The organism is Nocardia sp. NPDC003183, from assembly GCF_053590715.1.
Map to the genome: position 1 here is coordinate 1,301,041 of NZ_JBSFTG010000001.1, position 26,348 is coordinate 1,327,388.

23 protein-coding genes and 1 riboswitch are annotated in these 26,348 nt (G+C 68.3%); of the genes, 7 read left to right on the top strand and 16 right to left on the bottom strand.

Features of this window, described 5'->3' with window-relative positions:
* Positions 1-3: 3 nt before the first annotated feature.
* Positions 4-717 carry a MerR family transcriptional regulator gene (locus ACWDXS_RS05985; RefSeq protein WP_378991643.1) on the bottom strand — a complete coding sequence of 238 codons (714 nt, stop codon included), beginning with the start codon at positions 715-717 and terminating at the stop codon, positions 4-6.
* Between the two features lie 99 nt (positions 718-816).
* Between ACWDXS_RS05985 and ACWDXS_RS05990 the strand changes: the two genes are divergently transcribed.
* Positions 817-2,544, top strand: coding sequence for a GMC oxidoreductase (locus ACWDXS_RS05990; RefSeq protein WP_378991642.1), 1,728 nt, complete (start codon positions 817-819; stop codon positions 2,542-2,544).
* Between the two features lie 78 nt (positions 2,545-2,622).
* Here the strand turns inward: ACWDXS_RS05990 and ACWDXS_RS05995 are convergent, their stop codons facing one another.
* On the bottom strand, positions 2,623-3,504 hold the full coding sequence (locus tag ACWDXS_RS05995; protein ID WP_387445081.1) for a DUF5995 family protein: 882 nt from the start codon (positions 3,502-3,504) through the stop codon (positions 2,623-2,625).
* A 108-nt stretch (positions 3,505-3,612) separates the two neighbouring features.
* On the opposite strand from ACWDXS_RS05995, the gene ACWDXS_RS06000 reads away from it, so the two are divergent.
* On the top strand, positions 3,613-4,461 hold the full coding sequence (locus tag ACWDXS_RS06000; RefSeq protein WP_449962546.1) for an SDR family oxidoreductase: 849 nt from the start codon (positions 3,613-3,615) through the stop codon (positions 4,459-4,461).
* A gap of 25 nt (positions 4,462-4,486) precedes the next feature.
* Here the strand turns inward: ACWDXS_RS06000 and ACWDXS_RS06005 are convergent, their stop codons facing one another.
* The 6 genes from ACWDXS_RS06005 to ACWDXS_RS06030 form a co-directional block, all read right to left on the bottom strand.
* A complete protein-coding gene (locus ACWDXS_RS06005) occupies positions 4,487-6,061 on the bottom strand; it encodes a regulator (RefSeq protein WP_378994988.1) in 1,575 nt (524 codons plus the stop codon).
* A gap of 15 nt (positions 6,062-6,076) precedes the next feature.
* Entirely contained in the window at positions 6,077-6,760 is a 684-nt protein-coding gene (locus ACWDXS_RS06010) for a cysteine hydrolase family protein (RefSeq protein ID WP_449962550.1), read from the bottom strand.
* Complete coding sequence (locus ACWDXS_RS06015) at positions 6,757-8,142, bottom strand: allophanate hydrolase (protein ID WP_449962553.1); 1,386 nt, start codon at positions 8,140-8,142, stop codon at positions 6,757-6,759. The genes ACWDXS_RS06010 and ACWDXS_RS06015 overlap by 4 nt, the downstream gene beginning before the upstream one ends.
* Positions 8,143-8,199: 57 nt before the next feature.
* Entirely contained in the window at positions 8,200-8,865 is a 666-nt protein-coding gene (locus tag ACWDXS_RS06020) for a GntR family transcriptional regulator (protein ID WP_449962556.1), read from the bottom strand.
* Between the two features lie 42 nt (positions 8,866-8,907).
* Positions 8,908-10,332 carry a hypothetical protein gene (locus ACWDXS_RS06025; RefSeq protein WP_449962559.1) on the bottom strand — a complete coding sequence of 475 codons (1,425 nt, stop codon included), beginning with the start codon at positions 10,330-10,332 and terminating at the stop codon, positions 8,908-8,910.
* A 162-nt stretch (positions 10,333-10,494) separates the two neighbouring features.
* Positions 10,495-11,424 carry an IclR family transcriptional regulator gene (locus ACWDXS_RS06030; RefSeq protein WP_378994978.1) on the bottom strand — a complete coding sequence of 310 codons (930 nt, stop codon included), beginning with the start codon at positions 11,422-11,424 and terminating at the stop codon, positions 10,495-10,497.
* An 87-nt stretch (positions 11,425-11,511) separates the two neighbouring features.
* Here ACWDXS_RS06030 and cysD point away from each other — a divergent pair, with 87 nt between their 5' ends.
* Genes cysD through ACWDXS_RS06055 form a run of 5 tightly spaced genes read left to right on the top strand, consistent with a single transcriptional unit; the run spans position 11,512 to position 17,434 of the window.
* Positions 11,512-12,417, top strand: coding sequence for a sulfate adenylyltransferase subunit CysD (gene cysD / locus ACWDXS_RS06035; protein WP_378629403.1), 906 nt, complete (start codon positions 11,512-11,514; stop codon positions 12,415-12,417).
* Complete coding sequence (gene cysC, locus ACWDXS_RS06040; protein ID WP_449962564.1) at positions 12,417-14,291, top strand: adenylyl-sulfate kinase; 1,875 nt, start codon at positions 12,417-12,419, stop codon at positions 14,289-14,291. Before cysD ends, cysC begins: the two co-directional genes overlap by 1 nt.
* Positions 14,288-15,505, top strand: coding sequence for a hypothetical protein (locus tag ACWDXS_RS06045; RefSeq protein WP_378994972.1), 1,218 nt, complete (start codon positions 14,288-14,290; stop codon positions 15,503-15,505). Before cysC ends, ACWDXS_RS06045 begins: the two co-directional genes overlap by 4 nt.
* Positions 15,502-16,287 carry an SDR family oxidoreductase gene (locus ACWDXS_RS06050; protein WP_387445090.1) on the top strand — a complete coding sequence of 262 codons (786 nt, stop codon included), beginning with the start codon at positions 15,502-15,504 and terminating at the stop codon, positions 16,285-16,287. The genes ACWDXS_RS06045 and ACWDXS_RS06050 overlap by 4 nt, the downstream gene beginning before the upstream one ends.
* 13 nt (positions 16,288-16,300) lie before the next feature.
* Positions 16,301-17,434: a sulfotransferase family protein gene (locus ACWDXS_RS06055; protein ID WP_449962569.1), complete on the top strand. Its 1,134-nt coding sequence runs from the start codon at positions 16,301-16,303 to the stop codon at positions 17,432-17,434.
* Between the two features lie 123 nt (positions 17,435-17,557).
* Here ACWDXS_RS06055 and ACWDXS_RS06060 read toward each other — a convergent pair whose 3' ends face one another.
* The 8 genes from ACWDXS_RS06060 to ACWDXS_RS06095 form a co-directional block, all read right to left on the bottom strand.
* Positions 17,558-19,366 carry an exonuclease domain-containing protein gene (locus tag ACWDXS_RS06060; RefSeq protein ID WP_449962572.1) on the bottom strand — a complete coding sequence of 603 codons (1,809 nt, stop codon included), beginning with the start codon at positions 19,364-19,366 and terminating at the stop codon, positions 17,558-17,560.
* Between the two features lie 131 nt (positions 19,367-19,497).
* Complete coding sequence (locus ACWDXS_RS06065; protein ID WP_449962575.1) at positions 19,498-20,718, bottom strand: serine hydrolase domain-containing protein; 1,221 nt, start codon at positions 20,716-20,718, stop codon at positions 19,498-19,500.
* Positions 20,719-20,928: 210 nt separating this feature from the next.
* Complete coding sequence (locus tag ACWDXS_RS06070) at positions 20,929-21,522, bottom strand: hypothetical protein (RefSeq protein ID WP_378994961.1); 594 nt, start codon at positions 21,520-21,522, stop codon at positions 20,929-20,931.
* Between the two features lie 58 nt (positions 21,523-21,580).
* Positions 21,581-22,216 carry a (2Fe-2S) ferredoxin domain-containing protein gene (locus tag ACWDXS_RS06075; protein ID WP_449962579.1) on the bottom strand — a complete coding sequence of 212 codons (636 nt, stop codon included), beginning with the start codon at positions 22,214-22,216 and terminating at the stop codon, positions 21,581-21,583.
* Entirely contained in the window at positions 22,213-23,001 is a 789-nt protein-coding gene (locus tag ACWDXS_RS06080) for an ABC transporter ATP-binding protein (RefSeq protein WP_449962582.1), read from the bottom strand. The genes ACWDXS_RS06075 and ACWDXS_RS06080 overlap by 4 nt, the downstream gene beginning before the upstream one ends.
* The gene (locus ACWDXS_RS06085; protein WP_387445095.1) at positions 22,998-24,065 is read right to left on the bottom strand and encodes a FecCD family ABC transporter permease; all 1,068 of its coding nucleotides are present in this window, start codon (positions 24,063-24,065) and stop codon (positions 22,998-23,000) included. The genes ACWDXS_RS06080 and ACWDXS_RS06085 overlap by 4 nt, the downstream gene beginning before the upstream one ends.
* A complete protein-coding gene (locus ACWDXS_RS06090; protein ID WP_449962586.1) occupies positions 24,062-25,060 on the bottom strand; it encodes a FecCD family ABC transporter permease in 999 nt (332 codons plus the stop codon). The genes ACWDXS_RS06085 and ACWDXS_RS06090 overlap by 4 nt, the downstream gene beginning before the upstream one ends.
* Positions 25,057-26,094 (bottom strand): ABC transporter substrate-binding protein, encoded by a 1,038-nt coding sequence (locus ACWDXS_RS06095; RefSeq protein ID WP_449962589.1) that lies wholly within the window; start codon positions 26,092-26,094, stop codon positions 25,057-25,059. The genes ACWDXS_RS06090 and ACWDXS_RS06095 overlap by 4 nt, the downstream gene beginning before the upstream one ends.
* 29 nt (positions 26,095-26,123) lie before the next feature.
* Positions 26,124-26,329: riboswitch (cobalamin riboswitch) on the bottom strand.
* Positions 26,330-26,348: the final 19 nt, after the last annotated feature.

Sequence of the window (26,348 nt, forward strand, 5' to 3'; positions counted from 1 at the left end):
CGATCATCGCCCACTCACGGCGCGGGCCGGATCCCGGCGTCCGGCCGTGTCGTCCTCGGCGGCGGCGCGTTCGATCTCGGCGGCCAAGGTCGCGCCGCCGACCGCCCAGGCCGTCGCCAGCAATCGGTCGCGGAAGCGGCTCAGGTCCACGCCCACCCCTTCACCGCCGTACCCGGTGCCCGAGGCGTCGCGCACCGTGCCGACCACCTCGTCGGCGAGATCGGCGATGCGCGACTGGATCAGCGTCCGCAAGACCCCGCTGAGCGTGACATCGATACCCACGTCGTAGAGGACCAGTGCGGCCTTGAGCATCGTGCGGTCCGCGACGAACCATCGGTGGCCGCGTCGTTCCAGGTACCCCGCCGCGGCGAGTTCGGTGAGCACATCGGTGCCACGCTCCCCCAGCATCGCGGCGAGTTCGGCATCGTCGAGGTAGGACGAGCGTTCGATCGACTGTCCCGCGCGCGGATCGAACAGCGTGCGCCAGTCACCTGCCTGCGGTTCGGTGTCGAATACCTCACGGATGGCGTCCAGCCGCAGCCCGCGTGCCTGCATGGCGACGATGTCGCGCAGCCGGTCCAAGTGCTCGTCGGTGTAGACGACTTCCTTGCCCGCTCGGCCGGGTTTCGGCAGCACGCCGAGCGAGTGGTAGTAGCGGATGGTGCGCGACGCCACGCCGCTGACGTCGGCGAGTTCCGCTCGGGTGTATCGGGCCACCCGACCAGCATAGGTGGGCTCGGAGCCAACGTTGACAGCTCTGGCTGTCGCCATTAGCGTTACCCGCGTCACTGTCGACACCGATCGAGGAGCTCCCCCATGCCCGAGCGCACCACCGATTTCGACGTTCTGATCGTCGGGTCCGGCTTCGGTGGCAGTGTCACCGCACTGCGGCTGGTGGAGAAGGGCTACAAGGTCGGCGTCATCGAAGCCGGTCGCCGCTTCGCCGATGACGAACTGCCCAAGACCAGCTGGGACCTGCGCAAATTCGTGTGGGCGCCGAAGCTCGGCTGCTACGGCATCCAGCGCATCCACCCGCTGCGCGACGTCCTGATCCTGGGCGGCGCCGGCGTCGGCGGTGGCTCGCTGAACTACGCCAACACTCTCTACGTGCCGCCGGAGCCGTTCTTCCAGGATCCGCAGTGGCGCGAGATCACCGACTGGCGCAGCGAGCTCACTCCCTATTACGAGCAAGCGAAGAAAATGCTCGGTGTGGTGACGAATCCCCACATGACTCCCGCCGACGAGATCTTCAAGGCCGTCGCCGAGGACATGGGCGTGGGCGAGACGTTCGTGCAGACACCCGTCGGGGTGTTCTTCGGTACGCCCGGCAAGACCGAGGCCGACCCCTACTTCGGTGGTGCCGGCCCCGAGCGCACCGGCTGCGTGGAATGCGGCGACTGCATGGTCGGCTGTAAGTTCGGCGCCAAGAACACCCTGGTGAAGAACTACCTCTATCTCGCGGAACAGGCCGGCGCACAGGTCATTCCGATGACCACGGTGTCGTCGCTGCGACCGCTGCCCGACGGCACCTGGGATGTGGCCACCGAGCGCACCGGCGCCTGGGTGCGCAAGGCGCCCAAGACCGTGACCGCCAAGCATGTCGTGCTCGCGGCGGGCACGCTCGGCACGCAGAAGTTGCTGCACGCGATGCGCGACGAAGGTGCGCTGCCGAACCTCTCGGACAAGCTCGGCCTGCTCACCCGCACGAACTCCGAGTCGATCGTCGGTGCCGCGACCAAGACGCTCGGGCCCGACCAGGACTTCACCAAGGGCGTCGCGATCACCTCGTCGATCCACCCCACCCCCGACACCCACGTCGAGCCGGTGCGCTACGGCAAGGGCTCGAACTCGATGGGCATGCTGCAAACGCTCATGGTCGACGGCGGCGGGCGGGTGCCGCGGTGGCTGCGGTTCCTGGGCCTCGTGCTGTCCAACCCCCTGATCTTCCTGCGCTTCATGAGTGTGAAGAACTGGAGCGAGCGCACGATCATCTCCCTCGTCATGCAGCACCTGGACAACTCGATCACCACCTACACCAAGCGCGGACTGTTCGGTGGCCGCAAGCTGACCTCCAAACAGGGCCACGGACAACCGAACCCGACCTGGATCCCGGCGGGCAACGATGTGACCCGCCGGGTCGCGGAGAAGATCGGCGGCGTCGCCGGTGGTACCTGGGGTGATGTGTTCAATGTGCCGATGACCGCGCACTTCCTCGGCGGCGCGGCGATCGGCGCCGACCGTGAGCACGGCGTGATCGACGCCTACCACCGCGTGTACGGCTACCCGACGCTCAGCGTCGTCGACGGAGCCGCCGTGTCGGCCAACCTCGGCGTGAACCCGTCGCTCACCATCACCGCGCAGGCCGAGCGCGCGGCCGCCTACTGGCCGAACAAGGGCGAACTCGACACCCGCCCCGAACAGGACGCCGGCTACACCAAGATCGCCCCGGTCCGCCCCAACCAGCCGGTCGTGCCCGCGGGCGCACCTGCCGCCCTGGTCCTGCCGATCGTCGAGATCCGCAGCTCGGAGAAGACCGCGGGCTGATCAGAACGAACCCGGCCCCGGCCTCGCGGTCACCCACCGCGAAGCCGGGGCCGTCTCGAATTGGCTTCGGAGACTTGTTCAGAGTGCGTTGATCCGGGCCAGTGCTTCGAAAGCCAGATCGGCGGCCTGCCACAACGCGGTGATCTCGGTGCGGATGGCGGGCGCGAGAGCGGGGTCTTGCAGGGCGAGGCCGTTGGTGAAGATCACCGTGTTCGCGCCGAGGTCCGCGGCGATGAGCATCTGTTCGGTGGCGACGCCCGCGCCGAACAGCTGGTCCAATCCCTCACCGACGAAATAGAACCGCCACAGCGGGCCGAGGTCGGCGCCGTAGGCCGCTTTGGTGCGGTCGATGATCACGTCGCCGACCGAGGCGATGCCGGCCACGATCTTGAAGTAGTCCGGCGCGTTCTCCGGCCTGCTGCCCACGGCTGCCACCGAGTAGGTCAGGTCGACGGTGAGGTGTGCGTTGTAGCCGGCCATAGCGGTACGGGCGCGCGACGCCCCGCAGTCGCGGGCGAGTGCGAAATAGTGTGCCCAGTGTGGTTCCGCGATGCCACCGGTGAATTCGGCATGCAGATTGTCGAGAAATCGGCGCAGCAGTTCCGAGCTGATCGCGTGCGCGTACTCGCGGTTCGCGAACGCGGCCGGGTCGCGCTGCATCGGCATCACCGCGGCGTATTCGACGCCGTCGAGCCCGATCGCGAACAGCCCGCGGAGGTCGCGATGCTCGACGAGGATCTCGGTGATCCGATGATGGCGGGCCACCGCGTCCTCGAGCCGGCCCAGGCTGTCGGCGCCGGAGATCGCCGACGTGTCCGACAACCGCGCGATCTCGTCGATGTCGTTTTGGGACAGGGTGGACCCACAGGCCGTGTCCCCGGCCGCGCCCGCGGCCGGGTTTGCGGGCAGAATCAGTGCCGCGACGGCGACACACGCGGCTATTGCACTCGATACGCGCACGCGCCGATTCCACCATCTCTCGGCGCGATTCGCGCATCGACGGGCGCGTCGTCGCACCCGATGGGCGTGTCGGCCCACCGTGCCGCGAGGGGCCCCTAGCCTGGACCGATGCCGGAGACGATTGCGATTTCAGGGGCCAGCGGACAAATCGGCGGCCGCGTTGCCCGTCTGCTCGCCCCCTCGGGCGCTCGCCTGCGACTGCTGGGACGCCACGTCGAGCACATCGCGCCGATCGACGGCGCCACCACGGCCACCATCGACTTCGGCGATCCGGCCACCGTGGCGGCCGCGCTCGACGGCGTGCAGACCTTCTTCTTCGTCTCGGCCACCGAGAGCGCCGACCGCGCGGCTCAGCAGACGGCGGTGGTGAACGCCGCGAAAGACGTGGGCGTGCAACGGATCGTGTATCTGTCGTTCGTCGGGGCCGCGCCCGATGCCACGTTCACGTTCGGCCGTGACCACTGGTACACCGAACAGGCCATCCGCGCCTCCGGCCTCGCGTTCACCTTCCTGCGCGACAACCAGTACCAGGACATAATCCCGCATTTCGCCGACGGGGACGGGGTGATCGAAGGTCCGGCCGGAGACGGCGAAGTCGCTGCGGTCACCCGCGCCGATGTGGCGGATTGCGCTGTGGCGGTGCTCGGTTCGGACGCGCACGACGGCACGACCTTCGACCTCACCGGCCCGCGAGCTTTCAGCCTGACCACCGCCACCGCCGACATGACCGAAGTCCTCGGCCGACCGTTCCGCTACGTCGAGCAGACCGTCGACGAGGCCTACGCCTCCCGCGCGAAGTACAACGCGCCGCGATGGGAGGTCGACGGCTGGGTCAGCACCTACACCGCGATCGCCCAGGGCGACCTCGCGCAGGTCACCGACGCGGTCCCACACCTGACGGGCCACCCGGCCATCGACTTCCGCGATTTCCTCACGACAGTGCCGAAGAACTCCTGAACTCTGGTGAGTCGCGCCGAGCGACTTACCCGGTGGTCTCCTCGGCAGCGGGCTCTGTCGCCGGCAACAGCGAGTACGCCAGGCAGACGAGCGCGAAGAACACGTAACCGAGTGCCACGCCGGGCGCGGCGGCCCATTCGACCGCGTGTGCGTGAATCAGTCCGATCCAGCTCAATCCGGCGCCGATAACTGCCGCCACTCCCGCCGCACGGAAACGTTTGTCGAGGATGAACGTGACGATAGCGCCGAGCACGAGACCGGCCAGTACCGCACCGGACCCGAACACCTTCAGCCCGTCATAGACCACGCCCGCTTGACCGAGCGCGTCCGAGCCGACCTTCGCCGCCGACGTCCCCGCCGCGGACAGCGCGTTGTCGATCTGGGTGACGGCCCACTCCGCCAGGTTGGGCAGCAGCGCGGCCACGACCGCCACCGCGTGGATCCGCGGCACCGCCTGGAATGCTTGCGCGCCGATCAGCAGGCCGATGTAGAGCAGGATCGGGACGATCGCCGGGATGGGCAGCAGGGTCGCGAGGATGCCGAAAAGCCCCAGCAGGCACATGATGCCGATGGTCAGGCCGCTGGCGAGGGAATAGCCGGTGCGCCCGCCCGCGTCCTTCCATCCCGGGTGACCGATGTAGACGGCGGGTGGGAAGGGGGAGCCGAAGCCCGCGCCGATCACCGCACCGAAACCGTCGGCCAGCAGCACGCTGCGCAGGTTGTAGTTGTCGCCCGCGGCGGCGGCGCTTTCCACATTGCTCATGGCTTCGGTGAAGTTGTAGATGCCCAGCGGGATGGCGGTGGCCAGCAGCGGAGCGAGGTTGCCGAGTCCGTCGAAGAGCAGGTCCAGGCGCAGGTCGGGCAGCCCGAGGGCGATGTCGTGCGCGGCCTGGGCGACATCGGGTGCCGACATGTACCCGCCGATCCAGCCGATCGCCGTGCCGGCCAGCAGCGCGACCAGTCCGACCGGGATATTGCCCGGCAGCTTGATGTCGGTGAAGAAACCGATCAGGATGATGGCCAGCACCGGCAGTCCGATCCAAGCCACCTCCCACATCTGCGCGGCGGGGCGCATGGCGATGAAGGTGATCGAGATGCCGGCCAGGGTGCCGAGCATCGCGGCACGCGGAGTGACCTTGCGGATGTAGGGGCCGACGAAGGCGCCGATCATCACGATCACGCCGATCATGAACGCCCAGGCCAGCCCGGCCGCCCACGCCTGCAAGGGATCTCCGGTGGCCAGGTAGATCGGCAGCATCACCACGAACACGACGATGAACATGTGCGGAACACTCGGCCCGTAGGGCAGTGCGGTGACGTCGGCGCGTCCTTCGCGGCGGGCCAGGCGCCGCGCCAGCACCATGTAGTACAGGTTGCCCAGCACGAGCGCGACGCCGAGGGCGGGCAGCACCGTCCCGAGGACATCGGTGCTGGGAATCTTCACCACCGCGATGGTGAGTGTGGTCAGGGTGAGGACGTTGACCAAAATGTTGAACGCCAGCCCGAAGAAGGCGTTCGTGTCTCCCCTGGTCCACCACGGAAGTGCCGGTGGCGCAGGTTGTTCCGGTGTGACTGTTGTTTTCGAGGTGTCGACGGACATGGTGGATCCTGTTCGCTAGGCCGTGACGGGGGCAGTGGTGCCGAGTGCGGCGATGACATCCGCGGCGCCGGCAACCCAGCCGAAGATCGCGCCCTGAGCCGCGATCATCGCCAGTCCGACGCGCTGGAATTCCGGGAAATAGGAGCCGACGCAGTCCGCGACCACGAGGCATTCGTAGCCGCGGTCGTTGGCCTCGCGGACGGTGGTGTGGACGCAGACCTCGGTGGTTACCCCGGCGACGAGCAGGGTGGTGATCGAATGCTGTTGCAGCACAGAGGCCAGTTCGGTCGCGTAGAACGCGCCCTTGCCCGGCTTGTCGATGACGGTCTCGCCGTCGAGCGGCGCCAGTTCGTCGATGATGTCGTGGCCGTACTCACCGCGGATCAGGATGCGCCCGAATCGCCCCGGATCACCGATGCGCTGCGAGGGGTTGCCGCGCCGAAGTTTCGACGGTGGGCAATCGGACAGGTCCGGCAGGTGGCCCTCTCGGGTGTGGATCACCGTGATCCCCGCGGCCCTGGCCGAGGCGAGCACACCGGAGAGGGGTTCGATGACGGTGCGCAACAGCGTCACGTCGTTGCCGAGGCTTTCGCCGAAGCCACCGGGGAGCAGGAAGTCTCGCTGCATGTCGATGATGACGAGCGCGGTCGTGGTGGGATCGAAGGTGAACGGGCTCGGGGTGGCGGGGATTTCGGTCATCGTCGCTCCTGGAGGGATACCGGGCCGAGGTGGTGGGGCAGTGCGGTCGTGCGCGGTTCGTCCAGCAGCCGTGCGGCGGCGGCGAGAACGAGGTCGTCGGCGAGTGCCGGGCCGAACACCATGAGCGAGACCGGCCTGCCGTCGCGGGTGGCGCCGGCCGGAACCGCGATCGCGGTCAGGTCGAGGAGATTGCCGAAATGGGTGTAGTGGCCGAGCACGGTGTTGGTCGTGATGGGGTCGGCCAGCACCTCGGGGACAGTGAAAGTGGTGCCGATGGTCGGCACCACCACCGCGTCGACCTCGTCCCATATCCGGGCGACCTCGGCGCGCAGTTCCTGCAACCGCTGCTGTGCGCGGAACACGTCCACGGCGCTGAATCGGCGTCCGCTGTCGAGGATTTCCCGGATCACGGGCAGGATCGAGTCGGGCCGATCGGTCAGGAACTCCTCGAACTCGACCAGACGTTCCGCGACCCACGGACCTTGGTAGAGCAGCGCGCCTGCGGCGAAGAACGGTGCGAGTGTCGTGTCGACGCAGCTGAACCCCATACCCGGCAACCTGTCTCGCGCACCGAGGTGTGCCGCGCGCATGGCGTCGTCGCCGAAGAACTCGAGCTCCTGCGGTGCCGGTAGACCGAGCCGGATCGGGCCACCGGGGAATCGCCCTCCCCTGGCGCGGGTCCACGGATCGTCGTGATCGACCGCCATGATCACCTCGGCGACCAGGTCCAGGTCCTCGACAGTGGTCGCCATGAGGGTGAGGCAGTCCAGCGACTTACACGCGGGCACCAGCCCGACGGTGCTGATCAGGCCGCGCGACGGCTTCCAGCCGACGATGCCGTTGAGTGCGGCGGGCACGCGGCCCGAACCCGCGGTATCGGTGGCCACACAGAACGGCACCTGGCCGAGTGCCACCGCGAGCGCCGATCCCGAACTCGAACCGCCGGAGATCAGATCGCCGCCGAAGACGCTGCGCGGCACCGGGTACGGGGTTCGGGTGCCGTTGAGGCCGGTGGCGAACTGGTCGAGATTGGTCTTGCCGACGAACAGCGCGCCCGCGTCGAGCAGGCGCTGCACGGCGGGCGCGGTGCGGGTGGCGAGGTAGGCGTAGTCGGGGCAGGCCAGCGTTGTCGGATAGCCGGCGACGTCGATACTGTCCTTCACCCCGAAGGGAACACCGTACAGCGGCAGCGTGCGTGCGCCGGGCATGCGCTCGACAGCCGCCGCGGCAGCGAGCAATTCGTCACGGGGTACCGGGGTGATCCAGGTGCCGTCGTCGCCGCGCGCGGCGATCGCGTCGGCCACTCGCGCCGCGGTTCTGCTCGGGGAGCCGTTGCCGCCCTGGTGCTGGGCGAGGATTTCCGTGACCGTAGAGCCTGTCATGTTGTCGATTGTCGACAGAAAGTGTGACGACGGGAGGCTCGGTCTGTATCGGATGTGTTAGCAGATACCGAGTTTCAGGTATGTTTGCTCGCCGTGCCTGCGGAGCGCGGTCTCCGCCCGCAGCGGGTCGTTGGTCTCCAGCGCGGCGAGCAGTTCCTCATGTCGGCGCACACCTTCGCGCCGGGCGCCTACCTCGGTTTCCTCACGGAGATTGCGTGCCATCGCGAGCTGTAGTTTCACCAGGATCTGCTCGTACACGAGGTCCAGTTGCCGATTGCCCGCCAGCGCGACGATTTCGGCGTGGAAGCGGCGGTGGGCGTCGTCGCGGGCGACCCAGTCTTTGCGCCGGTCCGCCGCGGTCAGTTCCGCGAGCGCCGCACGCACCCGCCCCAGCCGCAGGTCCGTACTCGGCAGGGCGACGGTCACCGCGTGCTGTTCCAGCGCTCGCCGCACCTCGAACAACTCGACGATGTCGCGCGCCGACCACACCACGACCCGATACCCACGCCGCGGCAGATGCTCGACGAGGCCCTGCTCCGCCAGGCGCCGCAGCGCCTCCCGCACCGGCGCCCGACTGATCCCGAGCCGCGCGCACAGGGCTTCCTCGCCTACTCGCTCCCCCGGCGCCAACGCGCAGCTGAGAACCTGCGCGCGCACGTGCTCAGCGGTCATCTCCACCAGACTCGCCGGGAGATCGGTCGAATTCGATGCGGCTGCCGTCATGAGTCGAGTCTACGAACAGCGACCGGGGTGGTGCCGACGCCGCTAGACCAGGCGCAGGCTGTCGATCATCTTCTTGGCCTGTTCGGCGGTGAGTTCGCCGGTGGTGCCGCGGTCGACGAGGATGGTCAGGACGAGGGTTGTATTCGCGGCGTTGCGAAAGCCGAAGGTGTAGACGGAGTAGGCATTCGCGGTGCAGCCCGGGATCTGCGGGGTCCACGGGCCCGAAGTCTCGACGAATTGGCCGCTGATTCCGCTCTGGGTCTTCAACGACGTCGGCGCGCTGATCTTTCCGCCGGTCAGGTCCGAATATCCCCCTGCCGCGGCTATTTTCGCGACACTCCTCGCCGCGGCCGCCACATCGGTCTCGGTGGTCGAGGTCACCGCCGCCATGGCGCGATACACCGAGCCGGGGCAATAGTTGGCGCCCTCGGTCGCCTGACCGCGACCGTCGATCGCGCCCGTCGCATTGGAGAACGACATGGTGTCGCTCTCGGAGTGGAGGGTCCACGCCGACGGCACGTCGTAGGCGACGCGATAGGAGGCGATGAGCACGCCCTTCGAGCCCGGCGCGAGCGGTGCGGTACTGGTGCCCGACAGTGGTCCTGATTTCGTCGTGGTGGTGGACGTGCTCGCCGAGGTGGTGGACTCGTCCGAGGAGCTGGCAGCGAACCCGACGGCGACGGCGACCCCGATCACCAGCACGACGACCACCGCGATCGCCGCGATGATCGCGCCCGAACCGCCATTGCGCCGCGGTGGAGGCGAATACTGCTGTGGCGCATAGCCGTACGGCTGCTGGCCGTACGGCGGCTGCTGGGCGAACTGACCCGGTCCGAACTGGGACCCGTACGGCTGCTGACCGATTCCGGGCTGAGACGCATAAGACTGTCCGCCACCGGACTGCGCCGCATACGGGTTGTGACCCGCCCCGGGTTGCTGCCCATACGCCTGCTGTCCGCTCCCCGGCTGGGCCGCATACGGATCGTGGCCCGCCCCGGGTTGCTGTCCGTAGGCCTGCTGACCGCTTCCCGGCTGGGCCGCATACGGATCGTGGCCCGCCCCGGGTTGCTGCCCATACGCCTGCTGCCCGGTCCACGGTTGTCCGACCACTGTCGGCGGCGCGAACGGGTGCTGACCGCTCCCCGGCTGTCCCACTCCGGGCTGCTGCCACTGCTGCCCGGTCCCGTGTTGCTGCCCGTACGGCTGTTCGCCCGTCCCCGGTGGTGCGAATTGCTGTCCGAACACGGTGGGGGGCGCTATCGGATGCTGCCCGCTTCCAGGGTGATTCACTCCCGGCTGCGGGGTGGCGGTGGATTGCGGGCCGTCTTGCGGTCGGGGGGTCGACTGCTCGGCCGGGTTGCCGGGCGAGCGCAGGATGGTGGGGTCGGCGGGGGGTTGTGCGGCCGGGTCAGGGGTGGGGCCTGACATTCCGGGCGCCTCCCACCACCGATCACTGTCGTTTGCCACGGCCCGTCCTTCCTCGCCATCTGCCTCCACGACCATCGAGCGGGTCGCGTCCGGTCAGATCCCCACTCAGAGTAGTGGCGAACCACCGTCGCCGAGAACTCGAAATCGTGCGTTCACGGCCGTTCGGGGTTACTCGGGTGTCACTGGACACCGACCGCGGGATCAGTCCGTCAGCCCGCCGGAGGTGATTCGGTCGGCGGCGCTCACCGTCGCCGCGCCGAGCTCACTCAAGGCGAGGGCGGACAACCGACTGTCGGGGCAGCTCACGACCGCGGCGACGACCGCACCGGCGCGGTCGCGGATCGGGGCGGACAGCGTGACGACGGCGTTCTCGGGGCCGAGTTCGTCGGGCAGGTAATCGATGGTGATCAGTTCGGTGATGACGGAACCGAGCTGGGCGCGCAGGGCGGCCGTGATCGGTGAATCACGCAGGCCCGCCAGCACTTCCAGCATCGGTGTCGAATCGTCGACCAGCCGTTCGACCGAGTAGCCGCGGGTGCGGATCTCGGCGAGCACGCGCGCGAGGCGGTCGCGGTGGGTCGGGTCGGCGGTGGCCAGCCAGGCCTGCTGGACGGGTTCGGGCGCCCAGGCGATGAACTCGCGGCAGACGGGAGGCGCGAGCGGCAGGCGCCTGCCCGGACGGATCCAACCGGCCGAGGGATGCCCGACGACCTCGGTGACCACGATGCTGTCCCCGGCGCGCTCGGCGAGGAACACCGGTACACCCACCTTCTCGGACAGGTCTCGCAGGTGCGGCACTGCGGTGCGACGCAGCGGAAACGCCGCTTCGGCACGCCGGGCGACGGTCAGCAGCCGCAGCCCGATGCCGTAGCAGCCGTCGTCGTCGCGCACGGTCCAGCCATCGGCGGTGAGCTGGGTGAGTACGGCGTGCGCGGTGGCGCGTGACAGCCCCGCTTCGCGCACTATCCGAGCCAGCGACAAACGGTCGGTGGCATGTCGCGACAGCAGCTCGAGCACCTTCACCACGCGCTGTGTCGGCGGCGACGCGGCGCCAGGAATCTCGGCATCACCCATCGAATCCGGGGTCACCTCTTGACCGGCGCGCTCGGCCCGGCTTATCGTCGGTGTCACAATACCGAACAATAGCGTCGAATATTCGACATCGCAACCCGTCGGGGAAAGTTCCCCGGCGAACCGCGCGAACGAAGTGGGTGAACAGTGCAGGCGGGGTACGAGTTATCGCATCTGGCGGCCTTGGAGGCCGAGTCGGTGCACATCTTCCGGGAGGTCGCGGCCACACTCGCGCGACCGGCCCTGCTCTTTTCCGGCGGCAAGGATTCCGCCGTGCTGCTGCACCTGGCGCGACGCGCGTTCTGGCCCGCGCCGCTGCCGTTTCCGCTGCTGCACGTGGACACCGGCCACAACTTCGACGAGGTGATCGAGTTCCGCGACCGCACCGCCGAACGCACCGGCGCGCGCCTCGAGATCGCCCGGGTCCAGGACGACATCGACACGGGTCGCGCGGTGGAACGCCCCGGCGGCACCCGCAACCCGCTGCAGACCACCACGTTGCTGCGCGCGATCGGTGAGCACCGATTCGACGCGGCATTCGGCGGCGCACGCCGTGACGAGGAGAAGGCGCGCGCCAAGGAGCGAGTGTTCAGCTTCCGCAACAGCTTCGGCGAATGGGATCCGCGAGCACAGCGGCCCGAGGTGTGGAACCTTTACAACGGCCGCCATCAGCCCGGCGAGCACATCCGGGTGTTCCCGCTGTCGAACTGGACCGAGCTCGACATCTGGGAGTACATCGACCGCGAGGCCGTCGAGCTGCCGTCGCTGTACTACGCGCACCGGCGTCAGGTCATCGAACGCGACGGCATGCTGTTGTCGGCCGGCCGATTCATCACACCGAAGGCCGGTGAGCGCACGTTCGAGGCGACCGTCCGATTCCGCACGGTCGGCGACGCCACCTGTACCGGTTGCGTCGAGAGCAGCGCCGACACCGCGGCGAAGGTGATCGCCGAGACCGCCGCCACCCGACTCACCGAACGCGGCGCCACCCGTGCCGACGACCGGATCTCCGAGACCGGCATGGAAGACCGCAAGCGAGAGGGCTATTTCTGATGCGCCGCAACCTGTTACGACTGGCGACCGCGGGCAGCGTCGACGACGGCAAGTCCACCCTCATCGGCCGGCTGCTCTACGACTCCAAGTCCCTGTTCGACGATCAACTCGCCGCCATCGAACGAGTCAGCACCGAACGCGGCAGCGCGGCGGCCGATCTCGCGCTGGTCACCGATGGCCTGCGCGCCGAACGCGAGCAGGGCATCACCATCGACGTCGCCTATCGCTACGTGACGACACCACGCCGCAAGTTCGTCATCGCCGATACCCCCGGGCACGTGCAGTACACCCGCAACATGGTGACCGGCGCCTCCACCGCGGACCTCGCGCTGATCCTGGTCGACGCCCGCACCGGCGTTTCCGAACAGACCCGCAGACACGCGTTCCTTGCGACGCTGCTCGGCGTGCCACACCTGGTGGTGTGCGTGAACAAGATGGACCTGGTCGACTGGTCGCAGGAGCGTTTCGAGGAGATCCGCACCGAGTTCGCCGCGTTCGCCGCCAAGTTGACGGTGGGCGATCTGAGCTTCGTGCCGGTGTCGGCGCTGCTCGGCGACAACGTGGTCGACGGCTCGCAGCACATGGACTGGTATCCGGGACCGCCGTTGCTGCGCCACCTCGAGGACGTGCACATCGCCTCGGACCGCAACCTCATCGATGCCCGGCTGCCGATCCAGTACGTCATCCGGGCGCAGGAAGGACTCGACCACCGCAGTTACGCGGGCACCATCGCGGGCGGCATCTTCAAGCCCGGCGACGAAGTGGTGGTGCTGCCCGGCGGGCGGTCCTCCCACGTCAAGGAGATCTGGGGCCCGGGTGGCACGAAGGTCGACGAGGCGTTCACCGGCATGGCGGTCTCGCTGACGCTGGACGACGACATCGATGTCGGGCGCGGGGACCTGCTCGCCCGGCCGGGTAACCGTCCACACATCGGCACCGACCTGGACGCGATGGTGTGCTGGTTCTCCGAGAGTGCTCAGTTGCGCGAGGGTGCCCAGTACTTGGTGCGCACCGCGGCGCAGACCTCGTCCGCCGAAGTCACGGCTATCGACTACCGACTCGATGTGAACACGCTGCACCGGGTCGAGGACGTCACCACGTTGTCGCTCAACGACATCGCGCGCATCCGGTTGCGCAGCCGTCGTCCGCTGCTGTCGGACCCGTATCGGGAGAATCGGCGCACGGGCAGCTTCATCCTGATCGATCCGGTGACCGATCAAACGGTCGCCGCGGGAATGGTGACCGGCCGCGAATCCGGGGCCGATTCCGCGAACGTCGGCACCGAACGCTCGGCCCCGGCCGTGGTCTGGCATCGGTCGGCAGTCAGTCGCGCCGAGCGCGGCCATGCGGGCGCGACGGTGTGGTTGACCGGCCTGTCCGGGTCGGGGAAGTCCACCCTGGCGGTCGAGCTCGAGCGACTGTTGGTCGCGGCAGGCCGGCCCGCCTACCTGCTCGACGGTGACAATCTGCGGCACGGTCTCAACGCCGGCCTCGGCTTCTCCCCCGCCGACCGGGACGAGAACGTCCGCCGGGTCGCCGAAGTCGCCGCGCTGTTCGCCGATTCGGGTGCAGTGGCGATCGTGTCGGTGATCAGCCCGTTCGCCGCACAGCGCACCGCCGCACGGACCGTCCACTCCGACCGCGAACTGCCGTTCCACGAAGTCTTCGTCGACACCCCGCTCGCGGAATGCGAGCGCCGCGACTCCAAGGGCCTCTACGCGAAGGCCCGTGCGGGCGAACTGCCCGGCTTCACCGGAATCGGCTCCCCCTACGAACGACCCGACCATGCTGACCTGGTCATCACTCCCGAGCTCGGCTCACCTGCCGAGATCGCCGCCCACATCCTCCGAGAGCTAGGAATCACAGACCGTTGACCCACTCCAGTACCGCCACCGAATCCGGTAGCAGCGCGCCACCGGAACCACTCACCGCGCCGTTCCTCGCCGCGGTGGCCCAGGCCGAAACACTCATCGCCGGGGCGGAATTCGTCCGCAGCGATCAGGACCTCGCCGAGGGCTACGACTATCTCGCCGCCAGCGTCGCTGCCTGCCTGCGCCTTTCGGGCGCCCACGGCACTTCGCATCCCTATTTCGTGTCCTCGACCGGCCCGTACGCCAAGATGGGCCTGGACAACCCGGACACCCTCTACTACCACGCGACCATCGAACCGACCGCCGAGTACCTCGTGAGCGGGGTGCGCGGCAGCACCGTCGATCTGAGTTTCCAGGTACTCAAAGGCGACTACACCGCGACCGACGTCCCCGGTGGCGCCGACGCCTTCGACGACCGGCGCATTCCGATCGCCGCCGACGGCAGCTTCTCGCTGCGCTTCGGACCGCCGAAGGCCGACGCCGGGCCGGACTACTTCCCACTCGGGGAAGGCGCGTCCATGCTGGCCGTGCGCGAGGTCTACAGCGACTGGACCGAGCGCAAGGGCTCGATCCGGATCGAGCGGGTCGACACCATCGGCACCGCACCGGTCGAACCGGATCTGGCCCGTCTGCGCAAACGGTACGGCGCGGCGGCGAAGATGCTGCTCACCCGCGTGCACACCTGGTTCAACTTCCCGAAGTGGTTCTACCTCGATCTGCCGGTGAACACCCTCACCGCGCCCCGGCTGACGCCCGGTGGACTGAGCACCCAGTACTCCTCGGTGGGGCATTTCGATCTCGCCGACGATCAGGCGCTGGTGATCACCGTCCCGAAATCCGATGCGCCGTATCAGGGATTCCAGCTGGGCAGTCTCTGGTACATCTCCCTGGACTACGTCAACCACCAGACCAGCCTCAATCACACTCAGGCCCAGGTGGATTCGGACGGTCTGATCCGGATGGTGGTGAGCAAGCAGGATCCGGGCATCGCGAATTGGATCGAGACCACCGGCCGCACGCGCGGAATCCTGCAGTTCCGGTGGCAGCGCACCGATCGGCCGATGACCGAGGCCGACGGGCCGACGGTCGAGGTCGTACCGATCGACGCAGTCGCACAACACCTTCCGTATTTCGAACACAACCGGATCGATGCCGCCGGCTGGCGCGACCGGATCTCGGCCCGGCAGCGGGCTTTCGCCGAAAGGATGCTGGGATGAGCGGGGCACTGTTGGACGGCAAGGTCGTCGTCGTTTCCGGGGTGGGACCGGGTCTGGGCCGGTCGATCTGTCTGGAGGCGGCCGCGGCGGGGGCGACGGTCGTGCTCGCGGCGCGCACCGAATCCCGACTGCTCGAGGTAGCCGCCGAAATCGAGGCCGCGGGGGGCGCCACGCTGAGCGTGCCCACCGACATCACCGACGATGCGGCGGTCCAGAATCTCGTGGCGCGCACGGTCGACACCTTCGGCCGGGTCGACGCGCTCGTGAACAACGCGTTCTCGGTGCCGTCGATGAAGCCCCTCGACCGCACCGATTTCGACCACATCCGGTCGAGCCTGGATATGACGGTGCTCGGCGGCTTGCGGATGACGCAGGCGTTCGCGCCCGCGCTCGCCGAGGCCAAAGGCGCTGTGGTGATGATCAATTCGATGGTGGTGCGCCACTCGGAGCCGCGCTACGGCAGCTACAAACTCACCAAGGCCGCGCTGCTGGCCATGTCGCAGACCCTGGCCACCGAACTCGGCGACAAGGGCGTGCGGGTCAACAGCGTACTGCCCGGCTACATCTGGACCGATCAGCTGAAGTGGTATTTCGGTCAGGTCGCCGAGAAGTACGGCATCACCGTCGAGCAGGTCTACGAGCAGACCGCGTCGAAATCCGATCTGAAGCGGTTGCCCGAACCCGACGAGATCGCCCGTGCCGTGGTGTTTCTCGCCTCCGACTGGTCGTCGGCGATCACCGGTCAGACCCTCGACGTCAACTGCGGCGAATACCACAACTAGGAGCTTGTAGAAGATGACTGTGCGCACCGATGTCGGCACCGTGGCCGACCTGCACGCCTCAGCCACCAAACTCACCGGTCTCACCGATTTCGGGGCCGACGACTACACCGAGGCGTTGCAGGTTCTGCTCGACTCGTATCGCGACGAGGCCGGGCTCACCGAGCTCGGCTCCAAGATGTCGCGCTTCTTCCTGCGCGGCACGCTGGTCGCCCGCGCGCTGAGCGAAGCGGCGTGGGCGGCGAATCCCGGCTATGTCGACACCCCGGTCACGCGGCCGATTTTCGTCACGGGTCTCCCTCGCACCGGCACCACCGCGCTGCACCGGCTGCTGGCCGCCGATCCGGCCAACCAGGGGCTGGAGATGTGGCTGACCGACTTCCCGCAGCCGCGACCACCGCGCGAGACCTGGGACGACAATCCCGCCTACCAGCAGATCGACGCGGGCTTGCGACAGCATCAGGTGCAGAACCCCGAGTTCATGGGCCTGCACTACATGAGCGCCTCCGACGTGGAGGAATGCTGGCAGCTACTGCGCCAGTCGGGCATGTCGCATTCCTACGAATGCCTCGCCTACGTGCCGGGCTACTCGCAATGGCTGTCCGGCCAGGACTGGACGCCCGCCTACGCCCGCCACCGCCGCAACCTGCAGCTGATCGGCATGAACGACACCCGCCGCTGGGTCCTCAAGAACCCCAGCCATCTGTTCTGCCTCGATGCCCTCCTGGCGACCTACCCCGACGCCATCGTCATCCAGACCCACCGCGACCCCGCCACGATCATCCCCTCGGTCTGCAGCCTCAACGAACACGCCACCCGAGGCTGGTCAACCACCTTCACCGGCGAAACCATCGGCCGCACCCAGCTCGACCTGTGGTCGCGCGGCCTCCACGAATTCACCGCCGCCCGCACCCGACACCCCGAAGCCACCTTCATCGACATCGACTTCGACGATCTCCGCACCGACCCCCTTGGCGTCGTCGACCGTGTGTACGCCCGTACCGGTGCCGCCCTCACGCCCGAAGCTCGAACCGCCATCACCGCCCTCGACAACGAAAGCCGCACCGGCGCCCGCAAACCCACCCACCACTATTCCCTCGCCGACTACGGCCTCACCGAGAACATGGTCGCCGAAAGTTTCGGTAGCTGATCTCGAACGGTCAGGCTACCGACGCTCGCCGGGCATCCCCGACCGGATGCCGGCGAGCGCTGCGATGTCGTGCTTGTCAGCGAGGCCGGCATCGACCCCGACCGGCCGCCACCTCGTGCGGCGTCATTCGTCGACATCGACCCCGTACCGCCTGGCCAGTTCGGCGAGATCGGTCTCGTAGCCCTGGCCGACCGCGCGCAGCCGCCAATCTTCACCGCGCAGATACAGCTCGGCGAGCAGCAGGGTGCGCTCCACCGTTGCGGCATCGAGCGTGGAACGTATCGCGGTGCTCGATTCCGTGCCTGCGGCGAACTCCAGCTCGATGGCGCCGACGTCGCCGAAGGTGAGACCGGCACCGTCGAGCGAAGCGGCGAGGACGATGCGAGTGCAGTGCTCGGGCAGGTCATCGAGGACCAGGGTGATCGACTGTTCGTTCGGCCCGTCCTCGGAAAGCTTGGCGCCCTGCGATTCTGGCTGGTTGTAGAACAGGAAGTCGTCGGAGTCGTCGACTCGCTCATCGCTGCCGAGCAGGAACGCGACGAGATCCACGGTCGGCGCACTGAGCTGGCTCCACGTTGCCCGCAGAGTCCACGTATTGCCGCCCTCGGCGATCGGCACGTCGATCACCTGACCTCGCGACAACACCGTCGGTTCCGCGGGCCGGATTTCGGCACGACCAGGTGCGGTCGATGCCGCAGGGATCGCCGCGGGCGCGATCGCACCCTGCTCGAGCAGGTCTGGTCCGTGGACCGCCAGTGCGAGTTCGTCGGCCTTTCGCGCGCGCCGGTCGGATTCCCCACCTGCGAGAAGGAGCAGATCTGTCACAGTCGCGGAGAGATTGACCGCGGCCGAACCACCGAGCTCGACGATCCGCGAGCGCGCCGCCGCAGCCTCGCCGTGGGTTCCGCCCAGCACCAGAATCCGCCGACCGGCCAGCGGACCCGATATCGCCCGTGCAGGTGCCGTCGACCGACGTGGCGCCGCAACCGCAGGTACCGCCGCCCCTTTCCGGTGCCCCGGTTCTACCGACTCGAGCAGCGCGACGAACCGAGCCTCATCGATCACCGGCGTTCCGAACTCGAACGCCTTGCGCGCCTTGCCCGTTTCCGCATGGGCATTGTTGGTGACCAACACACTGGTTCGGTTGCTCACCGTGCTCGTGACGTCGAGCCCCGCAGCCTCGGCACGGGCGACGAGCTCTTCCCGTTCGATCCGGGTCTCGCCGGTCAGCGCTACCTTCATCCCCTGGCGCAGGGGGCCGGCCACCGCCAGCTTCCCGGGATAGGCGAAGTCACACGGCTGCTTCGGGCCGCGACGTTCGACCGGCCACCTGGACTGCGTCGGCCTGGCCGAATCAGGTGCGCAGTCGAGCAAAGGGGGTGCGATGCCGAGATGGGCCGCGTCGGCGACCAACGCGCGAAGAACATTCGCGAGAACACGGGTGTCGTCGAGCGCATCGTGCGCCTTCTGCTGCGGCACACCGTAATACGTCGCCAGCGTGCCCAACCTGTAGTCGGGTGTCGGCAGTGCGATGCGGCGGGCCAGTGCCAACGTGCACAGTCGGCGCTGCACCGGCAGAGCTCCGCCGGCCCGGGCGAACTCCTGCAGCAGGAACCCATAGTCGAACAGCGCGTTGTGCGCCACCATCACCCGGCCGTCCAGCATGGCCGTCAGTTGGTCGCGCACCTGACCGAACTCGGGCGAGCCCTGCAGCACCTCGGCAGTGAGCCCGTGAATGTGCACGGGACCCGGATCACAACCCGGATCGATCAGGCTGTGGAACTCTCGCGTCACCCGGCCGGTGCCGTCCAGCGTCACCGCCGCGACGGACAGCACCCGGTGCTGGTGGGGCCGTAGCCCGGAGGTCTCGACGTCCACCACGGTGAACGCACCGAACCCGGCTGTTTGCTGCTGCTCATCGACCTGCGTCATCCCCTGCATGAGCATCGCATCGTTCGCCGAGCCCGGAACGTTGCACTCGAACGATCAGTGACGCGCGAGTTGCGGTGCGAGACTTCGGCACCGAGTCGGGGCACCCGATCCGGGCCGTTGGCGCCGACGGATCACTCGCCGCCCATCGCGATTCGGTAGAGGGTGGCGAGGGCGTCGTCGATGGGGTGTGGCTTCGGCTTTCCGTCGGGGCCGATCTCGTTCCACCGCACGAGGTTTGTCGCGACCGACATCTGGCGGGAGCCGTCGGCGCTGGTCAGAGATAGCGCTTGGGCACCGAAGACACTGCCGTCGTGGCCCCAGAATGTCTGTCCGCCGGGAGTCCGTACCCGGTGCAGGCCGAGACCGTACTCGATCCGCGTACCGTCGAGTGCGATGACGGGCACCGTACGCTGCATCTGCGCCAACGACTCGCGGCTGACGATGTGCCCACCGAACAGCATGCGGTAGAAGCGATTCAGGTCCGCCATGGTCGAGACGAGTCCGGCGCCGGGCATCGCCCACGACATGTTGTAGACGCTGTAGTCGCGCGGCGGATCGATCATTCCGAACAGCCGCTCGTACATTCGCGGGTGCGCAACCGACAGGGTCGGCCCGTCCGGAAACGCGGTGTGCTCGAGCCCGGCGCGTCCGATCACCTTCTCGGCGACATAGGTCTCGTAGGCAGTTCCGGTCACCTGCTCCAGCAGTTCGCCCAGCAGGAAGTAGTTGGTGTTGGAGTACACGCCGGGGGTCGCTCCGGGCGCCCGGGTGGCGGGCGGCGCGCTGACGCCCATTCCGATCAGCTCGACCGGGTCGAACTGGGTGAACTGATGCTTGTCCAAGCTCTCCGATGACAGCTGCGTCCCGCCGAAAAAGGCTGCGAGGGAAGGAAAGGAGTACGGCAAGTGCTCGGCCAGACCGCTGGTGTTGTTGAGCAGCATCCGCACCGTGATCTGCGCGCCACGCTCACCAGGGACCAAGTGCGGCAGGTAGTCACCGATCGGTGTGTCGAGCCCGATCCGCCCCTGCTCGACCTGCTGCATGATCGCGGCCGCGATGAACGTCTTGGTGATGCTGCCTACTCGGTGGACCATGTCGGGGCCGATGGCTTCGCCGGAGGTGACGTCGGCGACCCCCGCCGTGCCACTCCACACCCGGTCGCCGTCACGTACCTCCATGTACACACCGGTCATTCCCGCGTCGCGGACCGCATCCAGCGCGGATTGCAGCGCAGCCGGATCGAGTCCGGAACCTGTTTGCGCAGTGTCTGTTTCGCCGGCCGCCGGCCGCATCGCGCATGCGCTGACGGTCAGGACGGCGACGCCTACCAGCATTGCCAGTGGGATCTTCACGATGTCTGTCCTCTCGTGGTCGGCCGCTGTCGTTCGAAGCGGCGCACCGATACCGTGGCAGGTGTGACCGATAGGGCGCTTTCGAAATCGTGTGGTCCGGCACGGTAGCCGGTGGTCTGGATCCGGCCGGGTCATGCCGGGTATCTCGGGCCCCGACCTCGGCGTCGACCGCAGGCGCCGCCCGCCTGATAGGCAAGGCGGCGCCGAGGTTCAATCGCCGGTCTGCGCCGAATCCAGGGCCGCGAGTAAGGCCACGCCCCGGGGTGAGATCCGATAGCCGGTGCCCAGGCTGATGGTCAGGCCGAGGTTCTTCAGCTTGCGTACGTTGAGTTTGAAGCGGTGCGGGTCACGCCCGAGTTCCTCGGCCAGGTCAGGGGCCCGGGTCGCGGGGCGGCGCTGGATGATTCGGAGCGTGTCGTGGGTCCACGGGCCCTCGGGATCGGTCCGGTCCATGCGGGCGAGGCGGGCGACCAAGGCCGCGGCATCGTCGATCCGGTCGTCGGCGGCCAGCGCGTCGCGCGGGTCTTCGTCGGTGAGACGGCGGATCCGGAGCAGATAGATCGGGTCCTGCGGGCCGCCGCGGAGATCGGCGATCACCTCGGCGGGTGCGTCGTATCCGGCGGCGCGCGCGTCCTCGATGCTGATCTGATCGGCGGTGACCGTCGACAGCTGGTCGACGGCGATGCGCCCCGCGCCGGTGCGGTAGACCTTGCCCTCGGTGGCCTGCCGGTGACGCCATCGGCGAAACAGCACCGTCACCGCCCCGCTGCGGATCCCGGCCCAGCGCTGCTTCTCGATCAGCATGCGACGGCCCGCTGCCGCGCAGCCCGGTCGGGGTGGATCGTGGTCGGTTCGTCCTCGATCATTCCGTCAGGCTATCGTGCGCAGCGCTGACGGAGTCACCCCCGCGGATGGCGTCGGTATGCCATTCACCGTCCGGGTAGGTGATGTAGAGCGGGCCCAGATTGCACGGGTTGAGGCAGCCGGTCGGCGTGATCAGGGCGCCGGGGTGGTCGCGGCGCAGAGTCCGGTGCAGCTCGCCCGCGCCGTACACGGTGCAGCGGGGGCCTCGGCAGACCAGGATGTGCGAGGTGTGGTCGGGGATTTCGGACCAGGCCGGGCTGCGGAAGGCCCGCGGGCTCGCCGTCACCGGTGCGCCGTCCTCGGACATCCTGGCACGCACCACATCGGCGAATCCGGCGGCGGTGTCGATGCCGTCGGTGATTCGCACGTCGAGTTCGCTCGCGCGTGTTTCCTGCCAGTTCGCCACCGCTCGCGCGATCCAGGTCTCGAGGTAGCGGTCGCGTGGCACGGCGAGCGGGATCAGGGTGACCGGCGATCGGTCGCGGGCGGCGGTATCCAGGGCGGTGTGGATGGTCGGCTCCTCCTGGTCGAGTAGCGCGTAACCGACACCGCAGGCCTCGGCCAGAGCTCGGACGGACGGCAGGTCGACGCCCGACGGAGTCGGCCGGGCGACGAGGACATACCGGCGCGTCATGCGGTGCGCACCGTTCGCGGGGCCGGAATCACCAGCGGTGTGCCCGTCATCGGGTCCTCGATCACCGTGCAGTCGATGCCGAAGACTTCCGACACCAGCTCGGGGCGCACGACCTCGGCGGGTGAACCCTGAGCGACCACCCGGCCGTCCTGCACGGCGACGAGATGGTCGGCGTAGCGGGCGGCGAGGTTGAGGTCGTGCAGGACGACGATGATCGTGCGCGGCAACAGATTTCGCAGGACGTCGAGCACGTCGAGTTGGTGCGCCAGGTCGAGAAAGGTCGTCGGTTCGTCGAGCAGCATGACCTCGGGTTCCTGCGCCAGCGCGAGCGCGATCCACACCCGTTGCTTCTGACCGCCCGAGAGTTGATCCACCGATCGGTCGATCAACGCGAGAGTGTCGGTGGCCACCAGCGCTTTGCGCACGGCCTCGTCGTCCTGCGCCGACCACTGACGAAACCAGCGTTGGTGCGGATGACGGCCACGGCCGACGAGTTCGCCCACGGTGATGCTGTCGGGGGCAACGGGCTGCTGCGGCAACATGCCGAGCCGCCGGGCGACCGTGCGCGCGGGCTGCGGTGCGATATCGGCGCCGTCGAGCAGAACCGCGCCCGCCGTGGGCGCGATCAGCCGGGCCAGTCCCCGCAGCAGGGTCGATTTGCCGCAGCCGTTGCGGCCGACGATGACAGTGATCGCACCGGTCGGGAAGTCGACGGTGGCGTCGGTGACGATCGCGGTATCGCCGTAGCCGAGGGTGAGTCCCTCGGTGGTCAGGTGTGCGGTCATCCAGCATGTCCGATCCGGGTTGCACGGGCGAGGAGGTAGACGAGAACGGGAGCGCCGAGGATGGCGGTCACCACCCCGACAGGCAGTTCCGCCGGGAACAGCCGCCGGGCGGCCAGGTCGGCGGCGACCACCAGCAGTGCCCCGGTGGCAGCCGCGGGCGCCAGGCCCGCACCGCGTTCGGCCAGCAGCCGCCGCGCGATCTGCGGCGCCACCAGGGCGACAAAACTGATCGGCCCGGCCGCGGCCGTCGCCAGGGTCGCGGCGGCGGCCGCGACGACGATGAGCGTGATGCGGTGTGGGCCGCGCCGCCCGGCCAGCGAATTCGCCAGTTCGTCGCCCATTTCCAGCAGCGGCAACGAGCGAGCGAGAACGATCAGCGGCGGCACGACCACCACCAGCGCCGCCGCGGCGAACCCGACGTGGGTCCACTCGCGGTTGGCCAAGCTGCCGGTGAGCCACCTGGCGGCCGTGTGCGCCTGGTAGTTGTCGGCGATGGTCAAGATGAACGCGATAGCCGAGGACAGCATCGCCGTGACGCCGATACCGACGAGCACGAGTCGATAGCCGTCGAGCCCGTCCTTGGTGGCCACGGCCACGATCAGCGCCATGGCCACCCCGGCACCGATCATCGCGCCGCCGACCAGCCCCAGCCCGGCGCCACCGAGCAACACACTCACCACCAACGCGCCGAGCGAGGCGCCCGCGTTGATCCCGATGATCTCGGGACTCACCAGCGGGTTGGTCGCGATTCGTTGCAGGATCGCCCCCGAGATCGCGAAGGCCGCGCCGACACACAGCCCGGTGAGCACGCGCGGCAACCGATCGGCCACCACCACGTCGTACTCGATGAGCGTGCCACCGCCACCGAGGACTCGCACCACGTCAGCGACCGTGAGCGGGTAGTAGCCGATCGTGAGTGACCACGCCGCCACCGCCAGCGCGGCCACCGTCACCAGCACGGTGACGATCGTGGACCGTGTCCCGACGCGAAAGACGATGCGCCGGTCCGGTGTTCGCAGCAGCAGCGTCCCGCTGGGCAGTACGCCGCGCTCGGTGCCCGTCACAGTGTGGCCACCTTTCGATTGCGCACGAGATAGAGAAAGAACGGCGAGCCCGCGAAGGCGGTGATGATGCCGACCTGGATTTCCTGTGGCCGCGCCAGCATCCGTCCGAGGATGTCGGCCACCAACAGCAGCGTCGGGCCCAGCAGCGCGCACCACAGCAGGATCCACCGGTAGTCGTGTCCGGCGAAGAATCGGGCGATGTGCGGGATCACCAGACCGATGAAGGCGATCGGTCCGGCGATGGCCACCGCCGAGCCCGCGAGCAGCACCACGCTCAACGCTCCTGTCGCGCGCGTCGCGACCAGCCGCGTGCCGAGCGTGCGCGCCATGTCGTCACCGATGGCGACAGCGTTCAGCGGCCGGGCCACCACTACCGCCAGCAACAGCCCGACAGCGATGAACGGTGCTGTCTGCCACACGGATTCGATGTCGGCGCGAGCCAGCGAGCCGACCACCCAGAAACGGAAATTGTCGAACAGGGTGCGGTCCAGCAGGGTGATCGCCGTGGTGATCGACCCACACAACGCGGTGCAAGCAGCGCCCGCGAGCGCCAGTTTCACCGGTGTCGCGCCACCGAACCCCAACGATCCCAGCGTGTAGACGAACGCCGCGGCGACCGCCGCACCGAGGAAGCCGAACCAGATGAATCCGCCCGTCGCGGTGAGGCCGAACGCACCCATCGCGATCACGATCGCCAGAGACGCACCGGCGTTGACGCCGAGCAGGCCGGGCCCGGCCAGCGGGTTGCGGGTGAGCCCCTGCATCACCGCCCCCGCCAGCGCCAACGCGATACCGGCGAGGAGTCCCGCGACAGTCCTGGGCAGCCTGATGTAGCGCACGACCCGGTCGGTGTCGGTCCCCTGGAAATCGGTGAACGCGACCACGGCCTGGTCGAGGGTGAGCGGGTGCGAGCCGATCAGGATGGACGCGACGCAGACAGCCACCAGCGCGGCGCCGGCCACGATCGGACCGGCGCCGCGAGCGGTGCGCGTCACCGCCGGAACAGCTCGGGATGGATCAGGGTGGCGACCAGTTCGGTCGAGTGCGCGATCCGCACCCCTGCCGCCCGGTCGGCGAACAGGAACGGGTGCACAGTCGCGTTCCGCACGGCCGCCAGATTCGCGAACGCCGGGTTTCCGACGATCTTGTCGACCTGGGGCTGACCGTCGGCGCGCGTGTAGGTCGCCTTGCAGCACAGGCTGGTCAGGATGATGTCGGGGTCACGGGCGATGAGCTCTTCCGCGCCGACGGGCACGTTGCGCTTCGCGGTGAGATCGGCGAAGGCATTCACGCCACCGGCGGCCTCGATGATCTGGGTGATGAAATCGATGCCGCCTGCCACGGTGTAGGAGCCGTCGTCTTTGGGGGTGACGACCGCGACCCGCGGCTTCCCGGCGTTGCCGACCTTGGCGCGGACCGCGTCGATGCGTGAACTCAGCTGCGTGACAACTTCTTCGGCGCGCTCGGAGGCGCCCCACAGGGCACCGAGGTCGCGCAGGTCGGCGTACACGTTGTCGAAGCGGACGGTATCGGGGTCGATCGCCTCATCAGCGAGCCCGTCGGCACTCGGGCACAGCGGACTCAGCACCCAGGTGCGCACACCCAACTCGTGCAGGCTCGCCCTGGTGCCGACGCTGTTCTGCGCCGAGGACGCGAACACCCCGTTGAAACCCGACATGACGAAGTCGGGTCGCTGGGCGAGCAACTCGTCGCGACTCGGCAGCTTCTCGACATACGGTGCGCGCGCCTGCGCACCGGCATATTCCGCGAGCACGGCGGAGTCCAGGAATGCCGTCCCCACCAGCCGATCGGTGACACCGAGCGCGTGCGCGATCTCGATCGACGGCTGATACGCCGCGTAGATCCGCTGCGGTGGGCCGTCGACGGCGACGTCGATCCCACAGTTCACGCGGGTGACAGCAGCTGCGCCGTCCGCGTCGGAGAGGGGTTGCACACCACATCCGGTGACAACGATCGTGCAGGCGAGCAACGCGCCGGAACGTAGGCGCGCGAAAACAGAGCGGGTCAAGAGACGGCCTTCCAGGTCCTCGTGGAATGGGGTACTGCGTAGCCGTGGCCGGTCTCCTGGCTGACGGGATAGTGCGCGGTGAATCCACCTTCCCAGGGCAGGGCCCCAGTGGCTCCGGATGACAGATGTCGTCCGGATCGATTCACAACTCCCGATCACAGTGGCGAGGGCCGCACCGGTTCTCCACCGGTTTCCCGAACACCACGGCTGGTGAACTGTAGCAACGTCGACTGCATCGAGGGGGCGGCGCCGGG

Coding starts and splice junctions, on each gene's coding strand:
- ACWDXS_RS05990 (WP_378991642.1), top strand. CDS start 817: ATGCCCGAGCGCACCACCGATTTCGACGTTCTGATCGTCGGGTCCGGC.
- ACWDXS_RS06000 (WP_449962546.1), top strand. CDS start 3,613: ATGCCGGAGACGATTGCGATTTCAGGGGCCAGCGGACAAATCGGCGGC.
- ACWDXS_RS06005 (WP_378994988.1), bottom strand. CDS start 6,061: ATGTCCGTCGACACCTCGAAAACAACAGTCACACCGGAACAACCTGCG.
- ACWDXS_RS06010 (WP_449962550.1), bottom strand. CDS start 6,760: ATGACCGAAATCCCCGCCACCCCGAGCCCGTTCACCTTCGATCCCACC.
- ACWDXS_RS06015 (WP_449962553.1), bottom strand. CDS start 8,142: ATGACAGGCTCTACGGTCACGGAAATCCTCGCCCAGCACCAGGGCGGC.
- ACWDXS_RS06020 (WP_449962556.1), bottom strand. CDS start 8,865: ATGACGGCAGCCGCATCGAATTCGACCGATCTCCCGGCGAGTCTGGTG.
- cysC (WP_449962564.1), top strand. CDS start 12,417: ATGCGCCGCAACCTGTTACGACTGGCGACCGCGGGCAGCGTCGACGAC.
- ACWDXS_RS06050 (WP_387445090.1), top strand. CDS start 15,502: ATGAGCGGGGCACTGTTGGACGGCAAGGTCGTCGTCGTTTCCGGGGTG.
- ACWDXS_RS06055 (WP_449962569.1), top strand. CDS start 16,301: ATGACTGTGCGCACCGATGTCGGCACCGTGGCCGACCTGCACGCCTCA.
- ACWDXS_RS06060 (WP_449962572.1), bottom strand. CDS start 19,366: ATGACGCAGGTCGATGAGCAGCAGCAAACAGCCGGGTTCGGTGCGTTC.
- ACWDXS_RS06070 (WP_378994961.1), bottom strand. CDS start 21,522: ATGCTGATCGAGAAGCAGCGCTGGGCCGGGATCCGCAGCGGGGCGGTG.
- ACWDXS_RS06075 (WP_449962579.1), bottom strand. CDS start 22,216: ATGACGCGCCGGTATGTCCTCGTCGCCCGGCCGACTCCGTCGGGCGTC.
- ACWDXS_RS06080 (WP_449962582.1), bottom strand. CDS start 23,001: ATGACCGCACACCTGACCACCGAGGGACTCACCCTCGGCTACGGCGAT.